At 41.9% G+C, this 22,790-nt stretch carries 18 protein-coding genes; 3 read left to right on the top strand and 15 right to left on the bottom strand.

What is annotated here, in order from left to right; translation table 11 throughout:
- Window positions 1-243: 243 nt before the first annotated feature.
- The 6 genes from DFQ04_RS16720 to DFQ04_RS16695 all read right to left on the bottom strand — a co-directional run bounded on the left by DFQ04_RS16720 (window position 244) and on the right by DFQ04_RS16695 (window position 6,585).
- The gene (locus DFQ04_RS16720) at window positions 244-840 is read right to left on the bottom strand and encodes a 3-keto-disaccharide hydrolase (RefSeq protein ID WP_133557968.1); all 597 of its coding nucleotides are present in this window, start codon (window positions 838-840) and stop codon (window positions 244-246) included.
- Entirely contained in the window at window positions 837-1,601 is a 765-nt protein-coding gene (locus DFQ04_RS16715; RefSeq protein WP_133557966.1) for a 3-keto-disaccharide hydrolase, read from the bottom strand. The genes DFQ04_RS16720 and DFQ04_RS16715 overlap by 4 nt, the downstream gene beginning before the upstream one ends.
- A gap of 2 nt (window positions 1,602-1,603) precedes the next feature.
- Window positions 1,604-2,956: a Gfo/Idh/MocA family protein gene (locus tag DFQ04_RS16710; protein ID WP_133557964.1), complete on the bottom strand. Its 1,353-nt coding sequence runs from the start codon at window positions 2,954-2,956 to the stop codon at window positions 1,604-1,606.
- A 114-nt stretch (window positions 2,957-3,070) separates the two neighbouring features.
- Complete coding sequence (locus DFQ04_RS16705) at window positions 3,071-3,829, bottom strand: ABC transporter substrate-binding protein (protein ID WP_133557962.1); 759 nt, start codon at window positions 3,827-3,829, stop codon at window positions 3,071-3,073.
- Window positions 3,830-3,891: 62 nt separating this feature from the next.
- Window positions 3,892-4,956, bottom strand: coding sequence for a M42 family metallopeptidase (locus DFQ04_RS16700; RefSeq protein WP_133557960.1), 1,065 nt, complete (start codon window positions 4,954-4,956; stop codon window positions 3,892-3,894).
- Window positions 4,957-5,001: 45 nt separating this feature from the next.
- Window positions 5,002-6,585, bottom strand: coding sequence for an acyl-CoA carboxylase subunit beta (locus DFQ04_RS16695; RefSeq protein ID WP_133557958.1), 1,584 nt, complete (start codon window positions 6,583-6,585; stop codon window positions 5,002-5,004).
- Window positions 6,586-6,774: 189 nt separating this feature from the next.
- Here DFQ04_RS16695 and DFQ04_RS16690 point away from each other — a divergent pair, with 189 nt between their 5' ends.
- The 3 genes from DFQ04_RS16690 to DFQ04_RS16680 all read left to right on the top strand — a co-directional run bounded on the left by DFQ04_RS16690 (window position 6,775) and on the right by DFQ04_RS16680 (window position 10,381).
- The gene (locus DFQ04_RS16690; RefSeq protein ID WP_133557956.1) at window positions 6,775-7,716 is read left to right on the top strand and encodes a Ppx/GppA phosphatase family protein; all 942 of its coding nucleotides are present in this window, start codon (window positions 6,775-6,777) and stop codon (window positions 7,714-7,716) included.
- A gap of 104 nt (window positions 7,717-7,820) precedes the next feature.
- Entirely contained in the window at window positions 7,821-8,894 is a 1,074-nt protein-coding gene (locus tag DFQ04_RS16685; protein ID WP_133557954.1) for an Ldh family oxidoreductase, read from the top strand.
- 119 nt (window positions 8,895-9,013) lie between these two features.
- A complete protein-coding gene (locus tag DFQ04_RS16680; RefSeq protein WP_133557952.1) occupies window positions 9,014-10,381 on the top strand; it encodes a Gfo/Idh/MocA family protein in 1,368 nt (455 codons plus the stop codon).
- Window positions 10,382-10,488: 107 nt separating this feature from the next.
- Here the strand turns inward: DFQ04_RS16680 and DFQ04_RS16675 are convergent, their stop codons facing one another.
- The 9 genes from DFQ04_RS16675 to DFQ04_RS16635 all read right to left on the bottom strand — a co-directional run bounded on the left by DFQ04_RS16675 (window position 10,489) and on the right by DFQ04_RS16635 (window position 22,702).
- On the bottom strand, window positions 10,489-13,605 hold the full coding sequence (locus DFQ04_RS16675) for an efflux RND transporter permease subunit (RefSeq protein WP_133557950.1): 3,117 nt from the start codon (window positions 13,603-13,605) through the stop codon (window positions 10,489-10,491).
- Entirely contained in the window at window positions 13,602-16,646 is a 3,045-nt protein-coding gene (locus DFQ04_RS16670; protein WP_133557947.1) for an efflux RND transporter permease subunit, read from the bottom strand. The genes DFQ04_RS16675 and DFQ04_RS16670 overlap by 4 nt, the downstream gene beginning before the upstream one ends.
- A gap of 3 nt (window positions 16,647-16,649) precedes the next feature.
- Window positions 16,650-17,720 carry an efflux RND transporter periplasmic adaptor subunit gene (locus DFQ04_RS16665; RefSeq protein ID WP_133557945.1) on the bottom strand — a complete coding sequence of 357 codons (1,071 nt, stop codon included), beginning with the start codon at window positions 17,718-17,720 and terminating at the stop codon, window positions 16,650-16,652.
- 83 nt (window positions 17,721-17,803) lie between these two features.
- Window positions 17,804-18,784: a hypothetical protein gene (locus tag DFQ04_RS16660; RefSeq protein ID WP_133557943.1), complete on the bottom strand. Its 981-nt coding sequence runs from the start codon at window positions 18,782-18,784 to the stop codon at window positions 17,804-17,806.
- Between the two features lie 594 nt (window positions 18,785-19,378).
- Window positions 19,379-19,717 carry a biotin/lipoyl-binding protein gene (locus DFQ04_RS16655; RefSeq protein WP_133557941.1) on the bottom strand — a complete coding sequence of 113 codons (339 nt, stop codon included), beginning with the start codon at window positions 19,715-19,717 and terminating at the stop codon, window positions 19,379-19,381.
- 213 nt (window positions 19,718-19,930) lie between these two features.
- Window positions 19,931-20,335, bottom strand: a complete 405-nt coding sequence (locus tag DFQ04_RS16650; protein ID WP_133557939.1) for a hypothetical protein — start codon at window positions 20,333-20,335, stop codon at window positions 19,931-19,933.
- A complete protein-coding gene (locus DFQ04_RS16645) occupies window positions 20,307-21,461 on the bottom strand; it encodes a DUF4221 family protein (RefSeq protein ID WP_133557937.1) in 1,155 nt (384 codons plus the stop codon). The genes DFQ04_RS16650 and DFQ04_RS16645 overlap by 29 nt, the downstream gene beginning before the upstream one ends.
- Window positions 21,462-21,535: 74 nt before the next feature.
- Window positions 21,536-21,736 (bottom strand): hypothetical protein, encoded by a 201-nt coding sequence (locus tag DFQ04_RS16640; RefSeq protein ID WP_133557935.1) that lies wholly within the window; start codon window positions 21,734-21,736, stop codon window positions 21,536-21,538.
- A gap of 360 nt (window positions 21,737-22,096) precedes the next feature.
- Entirely contained in the window at window positions 22,097-22,702 is a 606-nt protein-coding gene (locus tag DFQ04_RS16635) for a septal ring lytic transglycosylase RlpA family protein (protein WP_208110547.1), read from the bottom strand.
- Window positions 22,703-22,790: the final 88 nt, after the last annotated feature.

Here is a 22,790-nt window from a genome sequence, read left to right as displayed (position 1 = left end):
ATTTTTTCTTCAGGCTTTTTCTCCTTCCCTGCCTCCCCTCGCCCTCTTTTCAATTCCCCACAACACCGTTCGCGTCGTTTGGGAGTGCAAATATCGGGATAAAATCACATGCTGCAAGATCAATCTTAGAATTTTTGAAAGGTTTCTTCTAAGTAGCTGAATTTGAAACAGAAATTTTCTGAAATAAAAAAGGCCCAGCAGAAAAGTATCTACTAGGCCTGTACATTGATTAAAATTGGTGGATTACAATTCTCTCACTGTAATATTTCGCCAATACACTTTTATACCCCCTCCATCATGGATTTGGAGTAAAATCCCGCCTTTTCCTTTTCCGATTTTTTCATCAGAAAAGTTCACCATCTCAACTCCATTTAAATATGAAGTCACATTATCTCCTTTTACCACGATCTTCATCTCATTCCAGTCTCCAAATTTCAAGGCCTTGTCCTTTTCAGGTTCTGGTTTAATTAACCAACCCCTTCCGTAAGACTCATAAATCCCACCCGTATCGTGTCCAGGAGGTGCTACTTCCACTTGCCAGCCAGAAACTTTAGTACCGTCAACTGTGGAGCGAATGAAAACCCCGCTATTTCCATTGGCTTCTTGCTTAAACTCCAAAGTCACTTCAAAGTCATCATAGTTGGCCTCTGTCCCCAAATAACCATATCCTTTGTCAGGACCACTTTCTGAAACCAAAAGACCATCTTCTACATACCATTTTTCAGTTCCATAAATCACCCATCCGGAAAGATCCTTTCCATTGAAAAGCTTTTTCTTCTTTTGGGCAAAGGAAACTTGCACCAAAACCAGCATTGCAGCTAGTATTACTATTTTTTTCATAGGATTCTAATTTTAATGTTTTTGAACCAAACTGGATCTCCGTGGTCTTGAAGTGCTATCAGGCCTTTTTTGGCAATTTTATAATCAGGGAAGTCATTCCACTTTCCGGAATTTCTTCGGGTATTCCAATCTTCTGAATAAGGGATAAATTCAACCGTCTTCTTTCCATTCAGCCAGTAGCTGGCACCTTGCTCTGAGAAAATGATTTTTGAAACATTCCACTCTCCAGCAGGCTTCACCGCACCTTCAAAGTCGGGTTCATACATAGCATAATCTGCTCCAATAGACTGCCACTTTTCCAGTGGCTGAGCAAAACCAATCTGATCAATCACCTGATATTCTGGACCAGTATAATAAGGAGCCTTATATTTTGGTCCCTCTACAACGTGGTAGAAAACTCCACTATTTCCTCCAGGAGAAATTTTCCAGGCGAATTCCAGCTCAAATTCCTCAAACTCCATCGGACCAAAGACGATATCTCCTCCGAAGTCCTCGCCTCCGGTTGCACCGAGGCCTTTCATGGCTCCGTCCTCGATAATCCAATTTGGAGGAGTAGAGTCTCCATTAAATGCTCTCCATCCATCCATTGAAGTTCCGTCAAACAGAAGCATCCAACCATTGGCCTTCTCATCTTCTGTCAGGCTATTGTCAGGAACGGCAACCACTTCCTCCACCATTTCGGTAGATTCTTCGGTGGCTTTTGGCCCGCAGGCGAAGGCCAATGCTAAAAGCGAGGCCAATACGAGATAGTTTTTTTTCATAGTTATATCAATTTCATGTTTTCTGGATCCCATTGGATGAATTTATCCTGAAAATAGGAATCATTGCAAAGTAAGGCAGGTGCAGCTGCTCTAAAACCGAAAACCGGATCTTCTACAACTGTTCCTCCTGTCCGAATCGCTCTGAACCAATTTCCAAAGTGATCATAATGTGCACCTTTCCAAGATCTTTCGGCAGTGTACGAAGTCTCCCTTGGAGGTAAAATTCTTGCCCGATCTTCCTCTCCAGAAGCAGCTCGCAATTTCGCCTGCTCTTTCATAAATGGATCATCACTTTCAGCATTGCTATTTAGCTTCACTACTACTTCCTCCCATTTTACGTCCATGGACCCTTTGGTGCCCACTATTCTTAAATAGGTTGTACCACTTGTTCCATCAACGAAATTGCAACGAAGAGAAAGATTAAACCCTGGATGTTCTGCAGACTGAGGATAATTAAATGTTCCCAAAAGGACATCAGGTACTTCTCTTCCATCTTTCCAATATCTCAGTCCTCCCATAGCTGAAACCTTATTTGGTCCCTTGGAATTTGTGATAAAATGAAGTGAAGAGAATAAGTGAACAAAAAGATCCCCTGACATCCCAGTACCGTAGTCTAGGTAATTTCTCCAACGGAAAAATCTTAAAGGATCCCAATCTCTTTGGGTAGTATTAGAAATATATCTCTTCCAGTCGACTGTTTGCTCATTTCCATCTGAAGGCACGTTATACTGCCAAGCTCCTTCGGGGGACATTCTTGCCCAGAATCCTTCTGCATAAATTATATCTCCAATTGCTCCTGCGGCTAGAAGTTCTTTGGCTTTTTCATTCCCTAATGAAGAAAGGCCTTGCGAACCCACCACCATTACTTTGCCGGATTTTTTCCATGCATTAATCACGTCCCAACCTTCTTTCACCGAGTGAACCATCGGCTTTTCGCAATACACGTGCTTTCCAGCATTCAGGGCGTCAATAGAAATCTGCTTGTGCCAAGAGTCTGGAGTACCAATAATTACCGCATCCACATCTGATCTTTTGAGAATCTCTTTGTGATCCTTAGTAAGGAAAAGGTGGTCTCCCCATTTTTTCTTTGCGGATTCTAATCTTCCGTCATACAAATCACAAACCGCAACCAAAGAGACATTAGCATGGCGAAGTGCAGTATTGGTATCTTCCGTACCCATAATCCCAGCTCCGATCAATGCTAGGCGAATAGGCTGATCCGCATTAAACTCATCCAAACGGTTGAGATATTCTTTATTGAATGTATTTGCCTCTGCCAATAGACTGGGCGCCAAAGCTGCCGCACCTGAAGTCAGGCCTAGTTTTTTGAGAAAGCTCCGTCGGTTATCTTTCATTTGGGTAAATTGATTGGTGATTAAAGCTCAAAAGTTAATTAAATTTTTTAAAAAAGTACCCTTAAGAAAGTTTAATTTTTATAAATGGGAATCCGGGTTTACAAACTCCAATTTCTAGAATTTCAAAAAATAATCGGGAGATTTCTTTAGTCTACTTCCATACCAAGAAAACAACTCCCCATTCACAATTTCAATTCTAGTTTCAGGTAAAAGAGCTTGGTACTTGGCAATGTGTACTTCTTTAAATGGAAAAGGCTCCGAGCTAAGCAGTAAAAAATCAGGGTTTAATTTCTTCAAATACTCTTCTTTAAGTTCTGGATATCTACTTTCTAGGATTAGATTTTCAAATCCTGCATGCGTTAGCATCTCATTAATAAAGGTGTTTTTGCCCACCGCCATCATCGGATTTTCCCAAATCAAATAAACAGACGTCCCCTTATTGGGAATTGGAATTGAGAATTTCTCCTTCAACTCTCCGACCAGCTGACAGGCTTGGGTCTGAGAATTAGTTAATTCTCCAAGACTGGATATCATTTTGAAGGCCTCCTCAAGATTAGAAATGTCACTCATCCAAACAGGATATTTCTGAGCTAGAATTTCAATCCCCTCTTGATCATTTTCCTCTTTATTTCCAATAATCAAATCTGGCTTCAAGGAATCAATCACCTCCATTCGGTAATTCTTTGTACCTCCAACAATGGTTTTGGTTTTTCTAAAGTGAGTAGGGTGGACACAAAATTTGGTAACCCCAACGAGTTTATCCCCTACTCCCAAGTCTGCCAACAACTCAGTCTGAGAAGGTACCAAAGAAATAATTCGCTCAGGAGGCTTTGGAAGAAAAATGCTTCGATTGAGTTGGTCAGTGAAGTTCATTTGGGTCAATAGTCGAAAGACTACAGGCCACTGTTCTCGACAGTGGCCTGTAGTCTATCTAATTATTTAATATACCTAAAGTCAAAGCTTGGATCGAAATCGACCAAAAATTCATACATCAATTTGATGACTTGCTCAATATCCTCCTTGCTGGCAGTTTCTACCGTGGTATGCATGTATTTCAAAGGAAGGGAAATCAAGGCTGATGGAACACCTTCATTAGAATAGGCAAAAGCGTCTGTATCCGTGCCTGTACTTCTGGAGGCCGCTGCTCTCTGGAACGGGATATCTTTCTTTTTCGCAGTGTCAATAATTAAATCCAATAGCTTTTTGTGGACAGACGCCCCGTAGGTTAAAACAGGTCCTTTTCCAGCCGTCTGATCTCCGCTGCTGATTTTATTATACATAGGTGCGGTGGTATCATGGCAGACATCGGTTATGATGGCTGCATTGGGCTTAATTCTATGAGCAATCATTTCGGCGCCCCGTAGCCCGATTTCTTCCTGAACAGCATTTACCACATAAAGACCAAAAGGGAGTTTTTTGCCAGACTCAAATATCTTTCGGGCTACCTGAGCGATCATGTACCCGCCAATTCTATTGTCCAAAGCTCGGCCTGACCAGAATTTTCCATTCAACTCGGTCAATTCATCTTTGAAAGTGATCACGCAACCAACGTGAATTCCCATTTCCTCCACTTCGGCTTTTGACCTTGCTCCTACATCGATAAATATATTGTCCAAAGTAGGAGAATCTTCCTTTCCCTCTTTCCTCACATGGATGGCCGGCCAACCAAAAACACCCGGAATAATTCCCTTATCGGTATGGATATTTACCCGCATGGAAGGAGCAATCATATGGTCAGAACCGCCATTCCGCCTTACGTAGATATATCCATCATCTTTGATGTAGTTGACAAACCAACTGATTTCATCGGCATGCGCTTCGATGACGACCTTATATTCAGCCTCAGGATTAATCACCCCGACTGCCGTTCCGTAATTATCGGTGAAATAAGTATCAACAAAAGGCTTGACATAGTCCAACCAAATCTGCTGACCTGAAGCCTCAAATCCGGTCGGTGAGGCGTTGTTGAGATATTTATGGAGAAATGAAATAGAATCCATTTTTTAGAATTTGAAGTTTAAAGTTTAAAGTTTAAAAATTTTGGATTAAAGCGGGATGTTACCATGTTTCTTCCTTGGCAACTTATCCACCTTATTTTCTAGCATTTTGAAGGCTTTGATCAATTTCGTTCTGGTCTCAGAAGGATAAATAACTTCGTCGATGTATCCCCGGTGAGCAGCTCGGTAAGGGTTCGCAAATTTTGCAGTGTACTCATCTACCTTTTCTTGCAGCTTAGCCTCTGGATCAGTCGCTTCTGCAATTTCCTTTTTGAAAATAATTTCAGCCGCTCCTTTTGCACCCATTACGGCGATTTCTGCTGTCGGCCAGGCGTAGTTTAAGTCTGCCCCGATATGCTTGGAATTCATTACGTCATATGCCCCACCGTATGCCTTTCTGGTAATCACCGTAATTCTTGGTACGGTCGCTTCTGAAAATGCGTACAAAAGTTTGGCTCCATTGACGATAATGCCATTCCATTCTTGGTCAGTTCCCGGTAAAAAACCCGGAACATCCACCAATACCAAAAGAGGAACATTGAAGCTGTCGCAAAATCTAACAAATCGTGCTGCCTTGATAGAAGCATGGTTATCCAGAACTCCGGCCATTGCCTGAGGCTGATTCCCCACGATTCCTATACTTCTTCCGGCAATTCTTGCAAAGCCAACGACAATATTATCCGCATAATTTTCATGCACTTCCAAAAAGGATTCCTCATCGACAATTCCTCTGATCACATCCCGCATATCGTAAGGATGGTTTGGGTTTTCCGGCACCAAACTATCCAGAACCTTTCGGCTTTCGTCCTGCTTTAGTTCATATGGATAGACAGGCGCTTGATCTTCGCAGTTTTGAGGAATATAACTCAGCAAGCGTTTGATGTGATTGATTGCCTCTACTTCATTGGCGCAGGCAAAATGAGTCACCCCTGATTTAGTGCTATGGGTGGAAGCACCACCCAACTCTTCAGCAGTTACCGTTTCCTGAGTTACCGTTTTAACCACATTTGGTCCGGTCACAAACATATAGGAGGTGTTTTCCACCATCAGAATGAAGTCGGTAATTGCAGGAGAATAAACTGCTCCTCCAGCGCAAGGTCCCATAATCGCTGAGATCTGAGGGATTACACCGGAAGCCAAAGTATTTCTGTAAAAGATATCAGCATAGCCTCCCAAGGAATTCACTCCCTCTTGAATCCTAGCTCCTCCAGAATCATTCAATCCAATCACAGGGGCTCCATTTTTCATGGCCATATCCATGATTTTGCAGATTTTCTCCGCGTGAGTTTCGGAGAGTGATCCACCAAAAACCGTGAAATCCTGGGAAAAAACATACACTAGCCTTCCGTTGATTTCACCATATCCAGTTACCACACCGTCTCCCAAATAATGCTCTTTGTCCAATCCAAAGTCTTTGGAGCGGTGCATCACAAATTTGTCAATCTCTTCAAAAGTCCCTTCATCCAAAAGAAGGTCAATCCGCTCTCTGGCCGTTAATTTTCCTTTTTTATGCTGGGCGACGATCCTTGCTTCTCCTCCTCCCAGCAATGCCTCCTCATTTTTTTTCTTTAGAATCTCCAACTTTTCAGCGTTTCCGCTTGGGGTATAAATGGGTTTATTTTGATCGGACATCTGATTTTTATTTAAAGTCCAAAGATAGTCTCTTGGACGGATTGGTAAACTGAAGGAGGAAAGATTGCAAAATAGCCCTTTTGACCAAAACAAAAATTTCGCAAGTGATAGGATTCCAATAGGTTCTTTTTGTGACTTGTACTTTTGAAAAACTTTCTATATTCGCCCATCCAAAATTTTGGCTGAATTATGAGTACCAGAAAGGCTGCAGTGATAGACATGGGTACCAATACATTTCATTTGTTATTGGTAGAATTAAACGGAGTCGGATTTAAAACTATTTACAAGGAAAAAATCCCTGTGAAGCTTGGACAGGGCGGCATCAGCCAAAATCAACTTGCCCCAGATGCCCAAAAAAGGGCTTTTCATACCCTAAAACATTTTAAAAACCTGATCGATGGAGAACATATCGACCAGGTTTTTGCATTTGCTACCTCTGCCGTTAGAAATGCGGAAAATGGCGAAGACTTTGTTACCAGAGTTAAAGAGGAAATCGGAATTGAAATCCATGTAATTTCTGGTGAAGAGGAAGCCCAGCTCATCTATGAAGGAATCAACCTGTCTGGTTCTCTAAATGGGCACGTCAATTTGATGATGGATATCGGAGGCGGTTCGGTGGAATTTATCATTGGAACTTCTCAGGAGGTTTTTTGGAAAAGGAGCTTTGAAATCGGAGGTCAGCGACTCCTGGATGCATTCCATTATCATGATCCAATTTTACCTGAAGAGGTAGAAAAACTGGAAGCGTATTGTGGAGAAAAACTTCAGCCCCTAATCGAGGCTATTCAGTTTTACAAACCAACCGGTCTGGTAGGCGCCTCAGGAACATTCGACACCTTAACGGACATCTATTTTGAATCCATGCTTCAGTGCAAGCTTACGGGCCAGCATGTTTTTGAACTTCCTAGGGAGGATTTTGAGCGGATTTTTGACTTGCTGAAAAGCAAAAACAGAGAAGAACGCCTTAAAATCCCAGGAATGATCGCGATGCGAGTGGATATGATTGTCGTAGCGAGTTGTTTGATTGAATTCATTTTGAGGTATGTCCCTGTTGAGTCTATCGTTTGCTCGCATTACTCTTTAAAAGAGGGAGCCGTATCCAGACTTCTTGCCGAGAAATCTGCTATTTGATTTTTCTGGATTACTTCCCTTTCTGAGGAAAAATTCCAAAACTCAAGTTTTTCCCAAATCCTTATCTTTGCCCGAAACTTAGGCTTAACCCAATTCTATATTCTATGCAGACCTTTTCTTACGAGCAACTCTATCGATTCACCTATGACATGTTGGTTCAGATTGGTTGTCCAGAGGAGGATGCAAAAGTAGGAACTGAAGTTTTGCTTTCAGCTGATCTTCGAGGAGTGGATAGTCACGGGGTGGCAAGACTTTCGGGCTATGTTAGACTTTGGGAAAAGGGAAGGATCAATGCCATACCAAACCTCAAGGTCGTTTATGAAACTCCTTCCACAGCAGTGGTTGATGGAGATAGCGGGCTAGGCCTGGTAGTGGCTCCTTTTGCCATGAAAGTGGCTATAGAAAAAGCCAAAAATGTAGGCACGGGATGGGTTTCTGTAAAAAACTCCAATCATTATGGTATTGCCGGCTACCATGCTATGATGGCCTTGGAGCATGATATGATCGGGATTTCTTTGACCAATGCAAGTCCTTTGGTCGCTCCTACTTTTTCCAGAGAAAGACTTTTAGGAACCAACCCTATTTCAGTTGCCATTCCGGCAAATGAAGAACCGGCATTCGTAGCAGATATGGCTACCACCACTGCTGCCAACGGAAAGCTTGAAATTTTGCAAAGAAAAGGACTGGACACGCCTACCGGATGGGTTCAGGATAAAATCGGAAATCCTACCACCTCTGCCAATGGGGTAAAAGATGGAGGTGCTTTGCTTCCCTTAGGAGGAGATCGTGAGCATGGTTCTCACAAAGGTTATGCACTTGGCTCAATCGTGGATATCTTTTCAGCAGTCCTTTCTGGAGCTAATTATGGACCTTGGGTGCCTCCATTTGTAGCATTTTTGGATCCTTTGCCAAATTTGGTAGGGGAAGGAATTGGACATTTTTTTGGAGCCATGCGAGTGGATGCTTTCCGACCAGCGGACGAATTCAAATCTCATATGGACAATTGGATTAGAAGATTCCGATCAGCCGAGCCTACTCCGGGAAATGAGAAAGTTTTAATCCCAGGTGACCCTGAAAGAGAATTGGAAGCTATCCGAAAGAAAGATGGAATTCCATTGCTGGACCCGGTGGTCAAAGATCTTACTGAGCTAGGACAGCGGTTTGGAGTAAGGTTTTAAAGACTAGCTATAGGTTATTTATTTGCTGGGGATCTTCTGACCAGTTAAAAAATCTGGATTTGTATCTGTCTTCCCTTTTTGTAAATTGAATGCGGCATCAATCCTAATCCCAATAACCTATGAATCAATTGAATCGAAGAGATTTTTTGAAAAGCTCCACAGCCATGGCTACTCTGGCTAGTTTTGGTCTTTTTGGAATGGACTTCAAAGACCGTGAAGGTCCTCTAAAAGTCGCCCTGATCGGAACGGGCTGGTATGGAAAGTCTGATCTTTTCCGCCTAATCCAAGTAGCCGATGTAGAAGTGGTGGCGCTTTGTGATGTCGACCAAAATCTACTCAAGGGCGCAGGAGAACTGGTTTCCCAAAGACAAAAATCCAAGAAAGTTCCTGAGCTTTTCGAAGACTATCGGGAATTGCTCAAAAAACATAAATGTGATCTGGTGCTAATAGGATCTCCGGATCATTGGCATGCACTTCAGGCCATTGAAGCGCTTAAATCTGGAGCACATATCTATTTGCAAAAGCCTATCTCTGTGGATGTGATTGAGGGAGAAGCCATATTAGCGGCAGCTCGGAAATACGATAGAAAAGTCCAAATCGGTACTCAAAGAAAAAGCACCCCTCACCTGATCGATGCCAAGAAACAAATCATCGACACAGGAAAATTGGGTAAAATCAGCCATGCTGAAGTATGCTGCTATTTCCACATGCGAGCGAATGGCAACCCTCCTGTGGAGCCCGTTCCTGACTTTTTCAATTACGAAATGTGGACTGGTCCGGCTCCTAAGAGACCTTATGATGGATTACCCCATATCCGATGGTGGAGAACTTTCATGGAATACGGCAATGGAATCACCGGAGACATGTGTGTGCACATGCTAGATACCGTACGATGGATGCTCAAACTAGGCTGGCCTACCCAAATCACCTCCACTGGGGGTATTTATGTGCAGAAAGAAGGAAAATCCAATATTTCTGATACTCAGACCGCAATTTTTGAATATCCAGAGCTCAATGTCGTTTGGCAGCACCGAACCTGGGGAAATGCTCCTGATCCAGAATACCCTTGGTCTTTCAAGATCTATGGAGAAAAAGGAATGCTTGCCGGTAGTACCATGCAGGCCGATTATATTCCTTATGACACCAAAGAGGAAAAAATCCACTTCGATTGCTTCTTTGAGCGGGAAAAATATCCAGAAGACTTGACCGAAGATCGAATCGAATTAAATGCAGCTCCAGCTACACGACTTCATATGCAAGATTGGTTGGCCTCCATTGAAAAAGACACCCTGCCAATTGCCGATGTGGAGCAAGGTCATATTTCCACCGCATCTTGTATTCTAGCAAATATCTCTATGGAACTTGGTGGCCGGGCCTTACGCTATGATCCCAAAACCATGACTGTTCTGAATGATCCTGAAGCAACCGCCAAACTCAGAAGGCCCTATCGAGGACCTTGGATTCATCCCGAACCGGATAAGGTTTAATTTGGCGGTTTGAAATTTGAGATTTGAAATTAGACCCCGGGCATTGACTTGTCCGGGATTTTTTTCGGTGTGAATGATTCCTCCTAATATTTCTCAGGTTAAAAAAATCAACTGTGAGTGATTCGATGCTCCTTCCTCCACATCATCACCGGCAAAATCCAGAACACCCCCAACAAACTAAATACTAGCCCTCCAATCGTTCCGATTGCCAAGGAAAACCAAAAGATTTCATTTTGCCCTTCAATCAAAAACGGGATCAATCCAAAGCAAGTAGAAAGCACAGTCAGCAAAATCGGGATAGCTTTTCCGGCGATGGATTTCAGCAAATTTCGATTGAACAGGCCTTGCTTCCGGTTATTGAAATCATTCAGAATAAAAATCCCGGCATTGACGGCCAGTCCTCCCAGCATCACAAAAGCGGCATAACCACCCTGGTCAAAGTAGAAGTCAAACAAAGAGAAAATCAAAAACAGCCCGATAAAGCTGATCGGAATCAAGAAGATGATCAAAAAGGGCTGTCGGAAATTCTCAAAAAGAATCGTACAGATAAAGAAAATCCCCACGATCAATACCCCCAACAACCCATATTGCCGCTTGGCTTGGGCACTGTTCCAGGACCATTCCTGCTTTTTGGCTTCATATCCGATAGGCATTTCGGCTTTATGTTCTTTCAGGACTTCCTCCAGATATTCATTTCCAAACTTAGCCGAACCCATGTATTCAAAAGAAACGATCCGGATATACTGCCGATCTTCTTTATGCAGGGCATTGGTAGTCGTTTCTAGATTTAAAGACCCATAATCAGAGATTTTGAGTATTTTTTCTTCTCCGCTGATCAGGCTTTTTTGCTCCAGATCGTATTTGGAAAATGCAGGAGCCTGTTTTTCCTGAATGATTACCCCATAATTTTGGTCAGCCAGATTCAAATAGGTCGAGGGTCGCTGAGATTCCGAAAGATCCTGTAGCGTATTCACCAATTCATATTGGGAAGTTCCTCCTAAGGCAATTTGAGTCTGATCCAACCTGAGGACATACTCCTGGGTTTTTTGCTCGGAATAGTTCAGCCGCTCATTGGTATTCACCGTCTGGATTCGCTTGTGACGAAGGAGCTTTTCAGCCAATTTTGCTGACTGACGCTCGAGTTCATCGAAATTGTAACCCTTCATTTCCACCCTGAAAGAAGGAATTTGATCCCCTCCTCCTCCGGTATAAAAGCCCTGTCCAACTCCATAAATATTCCATTGGGCTCCACTCCAGTCAGTGGATTTTACAGACAATTTCCCCTTCAGCTGATAAGGTAAAGCTCCCTTCTCGTAGGCTTCTTTGAAGGTTATAACGATCTGAGCGTATTGTCCGGAGACCACCTGAGTCACAAACTGATCAATTCCTGCCACCCCTTTCAGATATTCCTCAAACTCCCGCATGATAAAGTCCATCTGCTCCAGCGTATTCCCAAAAGGTAGCCTTGCTGTCACATACAAGCGGGTTTTTTCAGGCTCCCGATAGGAACTCTTCTCATACACTCCACGGACAAACATCCGCAAAGATCCCCCCAGAACCTTATCCACATAGGGCCGGATTTCTTCTTGGTAAAAGGTATTTCCAACCGTTTTATTGTACCACTCCTGCCCTTCCCATTTGGATGGCAAAAAGAAAATCGGAGTACCAAATAAAAGCAGCACTCCGAATAGAAATGTCTTTCTAAACCGGGCCGTTCCACCGATCACCCGCTCATAGCGGTTCATCCAGCCAACTCTATTTCGGAGTTGGGAAAGGGTCAGTTTTCTCCCCTGCTTTTGCTTTTCTCCAAATAGAACCTGGTAAAACGCCGGGGTGAAAAACAAGGCAACGAGCAAACTTACACCTAGCATGACAGATACCACAATGGAAAACTCAGTCAGATTTCTTCTATCCTCCTCCGGAAGCAAGAGCACCAACAGCAAGGCCGCAACGGTGGTCAAAGATGCGGCCAGCAAGGCCAGAAATACCTTTCGGTTTCTGTACTTATGAAGGTGATCGATCATCACGATCGCATTGTCCACCACCAAGCCAAAGCTGATCGTCAGACCTGCAATGGAGTACAAATGAATATCTACTCCCAAAAAATAAAGGATCATGGATGTCAAACTCAAGTTGATTACAATACCCAAAAACAGGATGCTGAGGTATCTCCAATTGCGGTTGATCAGGAAAATAAAGGCGATAAGAATCAAAATAGACAAGCCAGACCGCTGGTAGATTTTGTTGAGTTCCTTTTCCAAAAACTCGGTATCGTCGTTCTCCAATCGAAGTTCGGTTCCTTCTGGAAGGTTGATTTTGGCAGCTTCCAGGGAGCTTTTCAGCTCCTTCGCCAAGAGCACCTTGTTCACCCCATCCCGGTTGTAAATACTCAGGGTAACGGAATTATTCCCGTTGATCCGGTAAAAGCTGATGGGCTTGGCTTCTTCTAGCGAAACCTTGGCCAAGTCTCTCAGGCGGATCTCCTTTCCAGAAACTTGGGCAACCATCAGATTTTCCAACTGCTCCAGATCATAGAGTTTTCGATCCAAAGTCACAAACAAGGTTTCTCCCCTGGAATTAAATACTGTGCCCGGATACTTTTGCCCAAAAGCCGTGGCGATTCTTTGCTGGAGCATAGCCCGGCTGATGCCAAAAGCCTGCATTTTTTGCACATCGAAGGTGACAAACAGCTGCAATTCGTTTGCTCCTCTGACCTGAACCTCCTCTACTTCTGCGAAGCGGGTCACTGCTGGTTTCAGCACATCTTCGGTGATTTTACGGATCTCAAAAGATGCAAATGGCCCATTCACGCTATAGGTCAAAATCGGAGTTTTGAAATCGGATCGGGATTGAGCACTTTGGGTGACCACCGGATAGCTCAGGCGCTCGTCCAGTTTGGGATAGACCTGGCGAATCAGTGCCAGTACCTCAAATTTTTTCAGCTCCATGTCCGCCTTTTTGTCGAAGCGAAGCGTGATGGAACCCCGGTCATAATTGGAGACCGACTCGATCTTTTTCAGCTCTGTCAACTGGGAAAAAGCTCCTTCCAGTGGAGAAGTCCCCAGTTTTTCGATGATTTCAGGAGAAGACTGGGGAATGGAAAAACTGATGGAAAGCACAGGCTCCCGTTCTCTGGGATTCAAATCCACAGATAGCAAGGGAACTGTAGCAAAACCCAAAATTCCCAAAACCACAAAAGCAATCAGAACCCGGAATGGTGTCATAGCTTTTCCTTTTTACCTACTGTCACCTCCAAAAACCAATACATCAGCGGCACGAAATACAAAGCCGTAAACGTTCCAATCGTCAAACCTCCAATCACCGCATACACCAAGGGTCTCTGGAGATCTGCACCCAATCCCGAACTGAAAATAATCGGAATCAAAGCCAAAATCGTCGTGATCGAAGTCATCAAAATGGGCTTGAGCCGGATTTTTCCGGCCTCATGGAGTACAGCCTCCAAAAGTCGGGAACCGCTCAGGCCTTTTTCCAAGGAAAACTGAACCTTAAGCCTGTTAATGGTATCGATCTTCAGAATCGCATCATTCACCATGATCCCCAGCATCACTACCAGACCGATTGCAGACATCACATTCAAGGTCGAACCTGTCAGCAGGAGAATCAAAAATGCCCCTCCTATTCCCAAAGGCAATGTAAATACTACAATCAGAGGCTGCACGAAACTCTCAAACTGGGCCGCCAGAATGAAGTAAAGCAGCAAGACCGAAATCCCGAGAATGGCAATGAGTTGGCGGACGTTTTCCAGATCTTTGAAATACTGCCCTTTGACATCAACCCCAAGATTTTTGGAAATCCCCCAATCCAAATAGGCTTTTCGGTTTTTATCAGGATTTTCAGCCCTCATCTCCAAGCTTTGGTAAATGCCTCCCCGATCTGCAGTGACATATTTGTACTGGTCCGCGTAGCGATAATCCACAAATTCTCCGAGCAAATAGGAAGTACTGTCAGAAGCATAAACTCTCGTGTTTCGAAGCAAATCCTCAAAACGTCCCTGATTTTCCCGAAGACGAATTGGCGTCACTTCCCCAAATCGGCGGATATCTGTAATAGTAAAAACCCCAAACAATTTGGAAAGCTGATCCTGAACATTTTCCACCGGGATTTGGTACAAGGCAAGTTTGTCAGATAGCAGACTGAAAATGACTGAGCTTTCTTCCTGCAAACCTGGACCTGGAACCCAGTTTTTCTCCGGGAAATCCTCCAACCATGGCTTCATTTGGGAAGCAGGAATCGGTTTTTTCTGAGTCAAATCCTTCCATCTGACCTCGTAATACGGCATGCTGGAGCTGAACAACTGATCAAAAGCATTCGGGGCATCGCCCAAAATAAAAGTGGCTAGAGGATACTCCTTCCCGATTTGGGTTCTGAGGATTTCCAACTGCTGGTCTTTTTCAGTTTCTGAGGAAAAAAGGAGATACAACAGGGATTTTTGAATGGAATTGTCCCCGTCGAAAAGCAAGAACTGCCTCACCCCTACATCGGCCTCCGCCTGGGCAAAGGTCTCCAAGCCGGATATAAGCTGGAGCATTCGATCCCGGTTTTGGGAAGCAGAAATAGGTTCATTCCAGTCGATCTCCAGCGTGGCATCCGTTTTTTCCAGTTCCGGCAAACCGGTAGTTTCCAACACCCAGCCCAAGCCTAAACCAACAGGTATCAAGATCAAAAAACTGATCAATGCCACTTTTTTCCGAAGGAAAATCCACTCGAATCCTCGCTCATACACACCCAAAACCCGCTGAAAAAGCAGGGGTTCTCCTTTGCTGGAATCTCTTTTTCCCACCCTAAAAATCAACCAATACAACAAGGGTAAGAGCACGAAGGCCACCAAAAGGGAAACAGAAAGGATAGCTGCCACAGCGACTGCCTGATCGTAGAACAAGGCTCCCGAAATCCCGCTCAAAAACACGAGCGGAACAAATACCGCCAGAGTCGTGAGTACCGAACTGACCAAAGCGCCCATCACCTCATTGGCTCCCTGCACACAGGCTTCGAAAAGCGGAAGACCAGACTCCCGCTTCCGGGTGATATTGTCCAGCACAATGATGGCATTGTCAATCAGCATTCCTATTCCCAAGGCCAAGCCGGAAAGGGAAATGATGGAAATGGAAATATTGAAAAAGTAGAAAACCAGGAAGCTGATCAGGAGAGAAGTCGGCAAACTGATCCCCATAATCAGGGGAATCCGAAAATCTTTGATAAACAAAAACAGTACGGCAAAGGCAAAAATCCCCCCAAACAACAAGCTGGTTCCCAAATTGGAAATAGCGGCATTCAGGAGATTGCTTTGGTCCTGAGTGAGCGCAAACTCCACCTGTGGGTAGTCCTCCCGGAAATAGTCCAAGGACTTTTTCAGCTCAGGGATCAATTCGTTCATTTTAGCGGAAGCCTGTTTGTGAACCGTGATGACCAAGCCCTCTTCCATTCCAAACAGGTGATAGCCCAACATTTCCTGGGTTTCGTAGCGCACCTGGGCCACTCTTCCCAGAGGTACAATAGTTCCATTGGGAGATCTGACAGGCAGGGCCGCAATGTCTTCCGGGGTATCCACCCGGGTGGCCAATCTCAGGAAATAGCGAAACTGACCATCCTTGACCGAAATCCCGGGAAGCTCAGCATTTCCGGCCTGCACGGCTTCGATCAGATTTTGCTGAGTCATCCGCAAAGCGGCCAAGGCTTCCAAGTCCGGCTGCACGGAAATAATCCGCTCCCGCTTCCCGTTGATATCCACCAAAGAGACTCCCGGCAATTGCTCAATCCGTTTTTTCAGCACATTCTCGGTGAGCAAACTCACCTCCACGGCATCCGAATTGGCTTTGGGGATCACTTGGACTCGGGCGACGGGGATATCGGAAGTATTTATCCGGATCACCTCGGGACGTGGAAGATCCTTGGGAAGGGAATTGGTCAGGCGGTCGATTTTTTCATTGACTTCGATATAGGCCAATTCCATTCTGGTGCCATAATCGAAAGTCAGCCGAACCGTCCCGATTTCGGAGCCTGCCTTGCTTTCCATTTCCTCCAGCCCATTGAGCGTGATCAGACCCTCACGGACTTGCTGGAGTACATTTTGCTCAATGGATTCCGGGGAAGCATTGGGATAGGTGACTTTGACCACGATCTGGGGAACGTCGATCGGAGGCAAAAGAGAAATCGGCAACAAGCGCAAAACGATCCCTGAGAATACCAACAGAGCCAAAAAAGACATCAATACCGCAATGGGCCGCTCCAGCAAAAATCGAATCATCCCTTACTCAGTTACGATTTTGACCGGAGCCTGATGAGCCAACTGGAGATTATTGCTGGTGATCACAGTGGCATTTTCTGGGATTCCATCCAATACTTCGATTTCCCGGCCATTATCCCGGCCAACTTCCACATAGTTCCACTTGGATTCTTTGCCGTTTTCTACGGTAAAGACCACCGCTCTTCCAGAACGAAAGACCACCGCATCTTTAGGGACGACCAAACTATTGCTTTGAGGAGCGCGGATGATCGCTCTGGCATTCATGCCGGGCAGGAGATTTTTAGAAGTTGCCAAACGCAAGGTCACCTCTACTAACCCGTTCTCATCCACCTTGGGATTGATGGCCAAAACAGTCCCTTGAAGGGCATTTTGAGGGTCAGAGATGGGATAGATTTCGGCTTTTTGGCTGGAAGAAATCAGGGGAACGTCTGATTCCAGCACTTTGACACGGAGCAAAAGCTGATCCGTGGACAAGATCTCGGCAAACTCCGCATTTTTGGTAACCAAGCTGCCTTCCTTGAACTTGATATTGGCGATCCGGCCGGAGACTGGGGCCCGGACTTCACATCTTGCCAGATTCAGTTCGGCTTCTTTGAGCTCCACTTCGGCCAAGGAAAGGCCCGAGTTAACCCGAATACGCTCTTGGACAGTCTTCACTACCTGAGGATCCTTGGATTCCAGAGCGAGTTGGAATTGGACTTTCAAGACCTCCAATTCCGATTGGGCTTTGATGAGATTGATTTTGGCTTTATCCAGCGCAAACTCTGCCTCCCGACGGTCGAGGGTGGCGATAACTTGACCTTTTTGGACCAACTGCCCTTCGAGTACTTGGACCTTTTCCAAGTAGCCTTCTCGCTCCACGAGTGCCTTGACCTCGGAGAGTGCTTCCAGTTTCCCGGTGGCATTGATCAGGTAATCAAAGCTCTTGCTCTCGGCGGTGGCGACCCGAACTTCGGTGGCAGAAACCTCATTTCGGAAGGATTCTGCGGGAATTTCTTGGGAGTCTTCTTTGGCTTCTGAGCAGGAGAAAATTGCCAAAAAAGAAAGCAATGAGAATGGGACTAAAAAACGCATGGGGTATGAGTTCAAATTAATTGAACTAAGATATAATTTATACCTCAAATAAATTTAATAAATCCCAAAAAACCATTAGCGCCTTAATCATATGGGAATTCAAAAAATTTCAATGAGCTTGTTTGATATTCAAAAAATGCAAAAACATTCTTTTCATATTTACAGAATTTTGTAAAATAATCATCCTCACCTCCAATTTTAATAACTTTTTCGAGATTAATCTTATTATTCAGATCAAATACAAGAACAGTTCTTGGGTTAAGAGAAAAATTTGGATTTCTTTCATAAACCAACATATACAATTTATTATTTATTATTTTACAATCTGAAACAATACTTACAAGACTATTAGTCTTAGATTGATAATAATTATTAACAAATTCTTTAGCTTGAGAAAAATTAGGATAATCTAAAACACTTACATTATCGATTAAGGCAAAACTTTTATCAAACTTCAAAATCATCCCATTATAAGGAAGAACAAAAATATAATTGTCCCCATGAATGAAGGAATATGATGTTAATAAATAATGATTTAAAAATGAATCTTTCATGTTATCAAAATATTTACCGAAAAAAGTTTCTTCACCAGTTTTTAAATCAACATGCACAAATGGGGGACCAGAAAAATCAACCCTTGAATAAATTAATCTTTCATTATCTACATCAAAATTTAACAAATCAGTATGAGAATCTACTTTCACTTCATTCACAATATCTTGATTGAAAAGTTGAAATACTTTTTTAAATTCGGAACTATACAACCAAATATTATTATTATAAAATCTTCCGAAACTAGGATACTTTGGAAACTCTACTTTTGAAGTATCATTAAATTCCAGGATTTCATTCCTATCTCTGGAAAGTAAATAATATCTATCATAATCAAACTCGGTCATTAAGAAAAAATTATTTGCAAAATCCATCGAACTGATTCCTGCAAAAATAACACTTTCAGAGCTTTTGTTTTCATAATCAGAAAGGGGCTGAAGTTCTATTTCTTGAATTTTATTTCCTTGACAAGCAAATAAAATAAAAACAATCAAATTGGAGATTTTTTTCATAACTATAGATAAAATGATGCTAGCCCATAAGGGCTAGCAAGAAAACATTAAGGAACTTGAGGATAACAATAGCTTCTTGAACCATCACATTCAACCCAAGGATTCTGATCTAATGGTCTAGATCCAGTACAACTCTTTCCAGAACATGATAAAGTAGAACCCGGTCCTCCACAGGTTACTTCCCTTGTGCAATCAGCATTGGAAAAATTAACTATACTAAAAGTTAATCCAAGCAATACTAAGACTTTAAATTTTTTCATTTTAATTAATAATGTGGTAAAAACTATTCCAGAACCAACCATTGGCTCTGCAAAAAATCCAGACCTGCGCGCCGACCTTGATCTTTCGTTGAAAATTTACCCCCCCCCCTACCTAAATTTGCAAATTTAGTTTGAAAATAATTTTACTGATTTAGTTAAGTGATTGATTTTGAGGAGAAAAATTTTAGTTAGTAAAGCTAACTAGCTATCCAAAAGCCCATTAGGCTATTTCTGAAAGAAAAATAAATCCCCCTGTAAGCCCTCCTCGCTTTCCAAGAATTCTTCGGAAAAGGAAATCCAAAGACCCTGAGAAAGGACAAAAGTGTGTTTGGGATCATACTATTTCATTTTCCAGTTCAAACTCCGCCTCCCGCCGGTCGAGGGTGGCGATGACTTGACCTTTTTGGACTGCCTGTCCTTCCAGTACCAGGACCTTTTCCAGATACCCTTCCCGCTCCACCAGTGCAATCACCTCTGACCGGGCCTCCAACTTCCCAATGGCATTGATCAGGTAGTCAAAACTCTTCCGCTCAGCTTTTCCCACCCTCACCTCTGTAGCGGCAACTTCTTTTCGAAAAGATTCAGCCGGGATTTCTTGGGAGGCTTCCTTGGCTTCGGTGCAAGAGAATATTACCAAAAAAGAAAGTAATAAGAATGGGACTAAAAAACGCATGGGATACGAGTTTAAAGAAACTATCCTAAATTATACAAATATTTTATAACTGAACTTATTTCCAAAATTTTTTACAAGACATAGGTCTAAAAAAAACAAATACTGCACTTTAGTATATTTCAATATAAGTTAATAATTTATCAATAAAATTATTTCCTCAAATAAAATATATCTCCACCTAAAATTCCAAATATATAGAATTTTAAAAATACTCTAGAGAGAACAATTGTTTTTTAAATACTCCTCTAATTTGTCTAAAGAAGATTCATTTACAGAACTTATTTCATCAACTTCTCCTGAAGAATAAACTATAAAGGGATAAAACCCTGAAACACCATAGTCATCAAAAATTTCTCCATGTTGAACTTTAATATTAAAATGATCTAATACATCATAACCTAATTTTATTTTGAGTTGTTTTTCAGACAATACATTAACTAAAATAAAGGAAACACAGTTAGAGCCCTTGTTTTTCAATAAAAATTCTTCTGCTAAACTAATACATCCGGGACAACCGGCATTTGGAATAAAAATTTTAGGTTCATTTTTTGAAAAATCTTCAACCTTATTTAAATCAATATTCCTTGGATTACTGCAACCCACTAAAATCAAAAACATCGAAAACAAGTAGATCTTCATCATAATTTTGAATTTTTTCTAAGTAAAGTTTACCATCGATAAAGAAAAGAGATGTTAAGAAGTATTGATTATTTGGTAAATCAATACTATCTATAAAATTAAAATCTCTATCCAGAAATACTAAAGAATACTCCCCAAACACTGAAGTTAAACCAGAGAAAGAATCGATATAATTATCTTTAAATTTTTTATTTAAAACCCTAATATAAATATTATTAGTCGAATCAAATTTAATAAAAGAGTAATAATCTTGTCTCATTTGATGCTTAACCTCATTGATTATATCAGGATTAATTTTTCCAGCCTTATAAGATAGGGGTTCAACATTTATTCTTCTTCCAACCTCCGATGAAACTCTTCTAAGTTGGTTGTTTTTTAGATCATAAATAGTTAAATCATTGTCAATAGGAAAACTTAAAACCAACAAACTGTCTATTTTATTATATTCATGGTAAAATTGAAAAAATTGAACACCCCAAATCGCGCCCTTGTATACATCAGGATATGATATCCTATAATCCTTTTCTTCATTTTCCAAATCAAAAAACATAAATGCATTTTCATTAAAATATGAATTATTGTAATACTCTTTCTCTGAACCCCAACAATTAAATCCAATTTTGTTCCCAAATCGAAATAGTGGTCTTGAACTATCTATTTCAGGTCTTACAGCGCTTATTCCATTTTCAATATGGTAACTTTTTTTAACAAAACCCTCTGAATCAATAATTGTAAATTTTGCACTTCCATAGGAATAAAGAAATATTGAGTCCTTATTAAGCCAATAATAATTTGACAGTTTACCAATTGCATCTTTTCCATTCACATCTAAAATAATCTGCTTTTTTAAATCGGAGGAAGATAAATCATAAAAGTATATTGAATTGTTCTTTTTATTTAAAAATGAAAAATAATAGTCATCTTCAACCTTAATAATTTGAGATGAAGAATTCCTAGAAGTTGAAATACTATCAAGTTCAAAAAAAATTGAATCATTCTTAATTAGTGAAACTCTATTTCCTTTAAAGTAATCTGATTCAACATTTTCATTTTTACAAGACATTAATAATCCCGAAGCTAAAATAAATAAATATAATGATTTCATTTTTTCAATAATAAATTAAGGGAAGAGAGGGTGGGGGGGGGTACACCCCCCTCAAAAAAATTACATGGAAATGATCATCCAACCTGACCAGGTCCTGTTTCAGAAGAAACAAAACAAGTTGTATCCTCTGATCTTTCTAAACATACATATTCACCATCACGAAGAAAACATCTTCCGTCTGTACCTTGCGATGATGTTAAAGTACAATCAGCTTTAACAAAGTTTACTGAACCCAGAACCATTAAAAGAAATGAAGCTTTAATAATTGATTTCATATTATATAAAATTAATCAACCTCCATTCACACCATGCAGGGCGAGGCAAAAATTCCCTAAAAAATCCAGACTACGGCGCCGACCTTGATCTTTCGTTGAAAATTTACCCCCCCCTGTTAAAAATACAAGTATAGTTTGAAAATAGTTGAATACATTTAGTTAAACGATTGATTTTCAAGGATAAATTTTTTAGTTAGTAAATCTAACAATCAATAGATCAGCTAAATAGCTTACTACTCCAAAGAAAATACATCGCCAGAGACCGCTTCCTTTTCCATCAGTTCGGGCGCATACGGAATCCAAAGTCCCTTGGAAAAGACAAAAGCGTGTTTGGGATCATATTTGGCCTTTCAAAAAATCTTATAGAAGTAAAAAGTTATTCCTTTCAAGCTTTACCTTTTTCAAACTCAGGTCAAGTTCTCTTTTGGAAATTGGGACTACCCGATGGAAAGGTCTGATCCGCAATCCGGAATGCTCTTTATCTGAATAATATTCCACTAGCCGGTCTAATTCATCCAAATCAAGCGCCTCGATTCTAACTTTCGCCAAGCCATCCTGAACCATCTCGATCCGCTCCGCCGCTGCTCTGCTGATGTCAATCTGTCTTTTGGAATATGGGGGAAGCCGATCATTAATACGTACCACAACCGATAAGCCATTTTTTTGATTGATTACCCTCACCCAAGTCCCTAATGGAAGACGCTTATGTGCGGCAGTCAGGCTATCCAGGTAAAAAATCTCCCCACTTGCCGTCTTCTTTCCATGGAATTTCTTCCCATAAAAACTTGCTATGCCTTCCTGGATCAACAAGGAATCCCCTTTAGCGTAAGCCTCTTGGCACATCAAGCAAAAGAAGAAGAATACTAGGATTGAAAATTTCACCACCGAAAATACGCTTTCCGCCCTTTTTACCAATAAAAATGCCAATTCCTGTCCAAAGCCGGTCTTTGCTTGTAGCAAGTTCAACCTTACCTTATCTTAGTAGATATGGTTTAGTCGCCAACTTCTTTTTCTTCGATAGGCAGATTAGAAATAATGAATTGATTTTATACCT

The sequence above is a fragment of the Algoriphagus boseongensis genome, assembly GCF_004362805.1.
GTDB lineage: Bacteria > Bacteroidota > Bacteroidia > Cytophagales > Cyclobacteriaceae > Algoriphagus > Algoriphagus boseongensis.
Note: the sequence above shows the minus strand (reverse complement) of the source record. Positions and strands in the feature narration are given on the sequence as shown.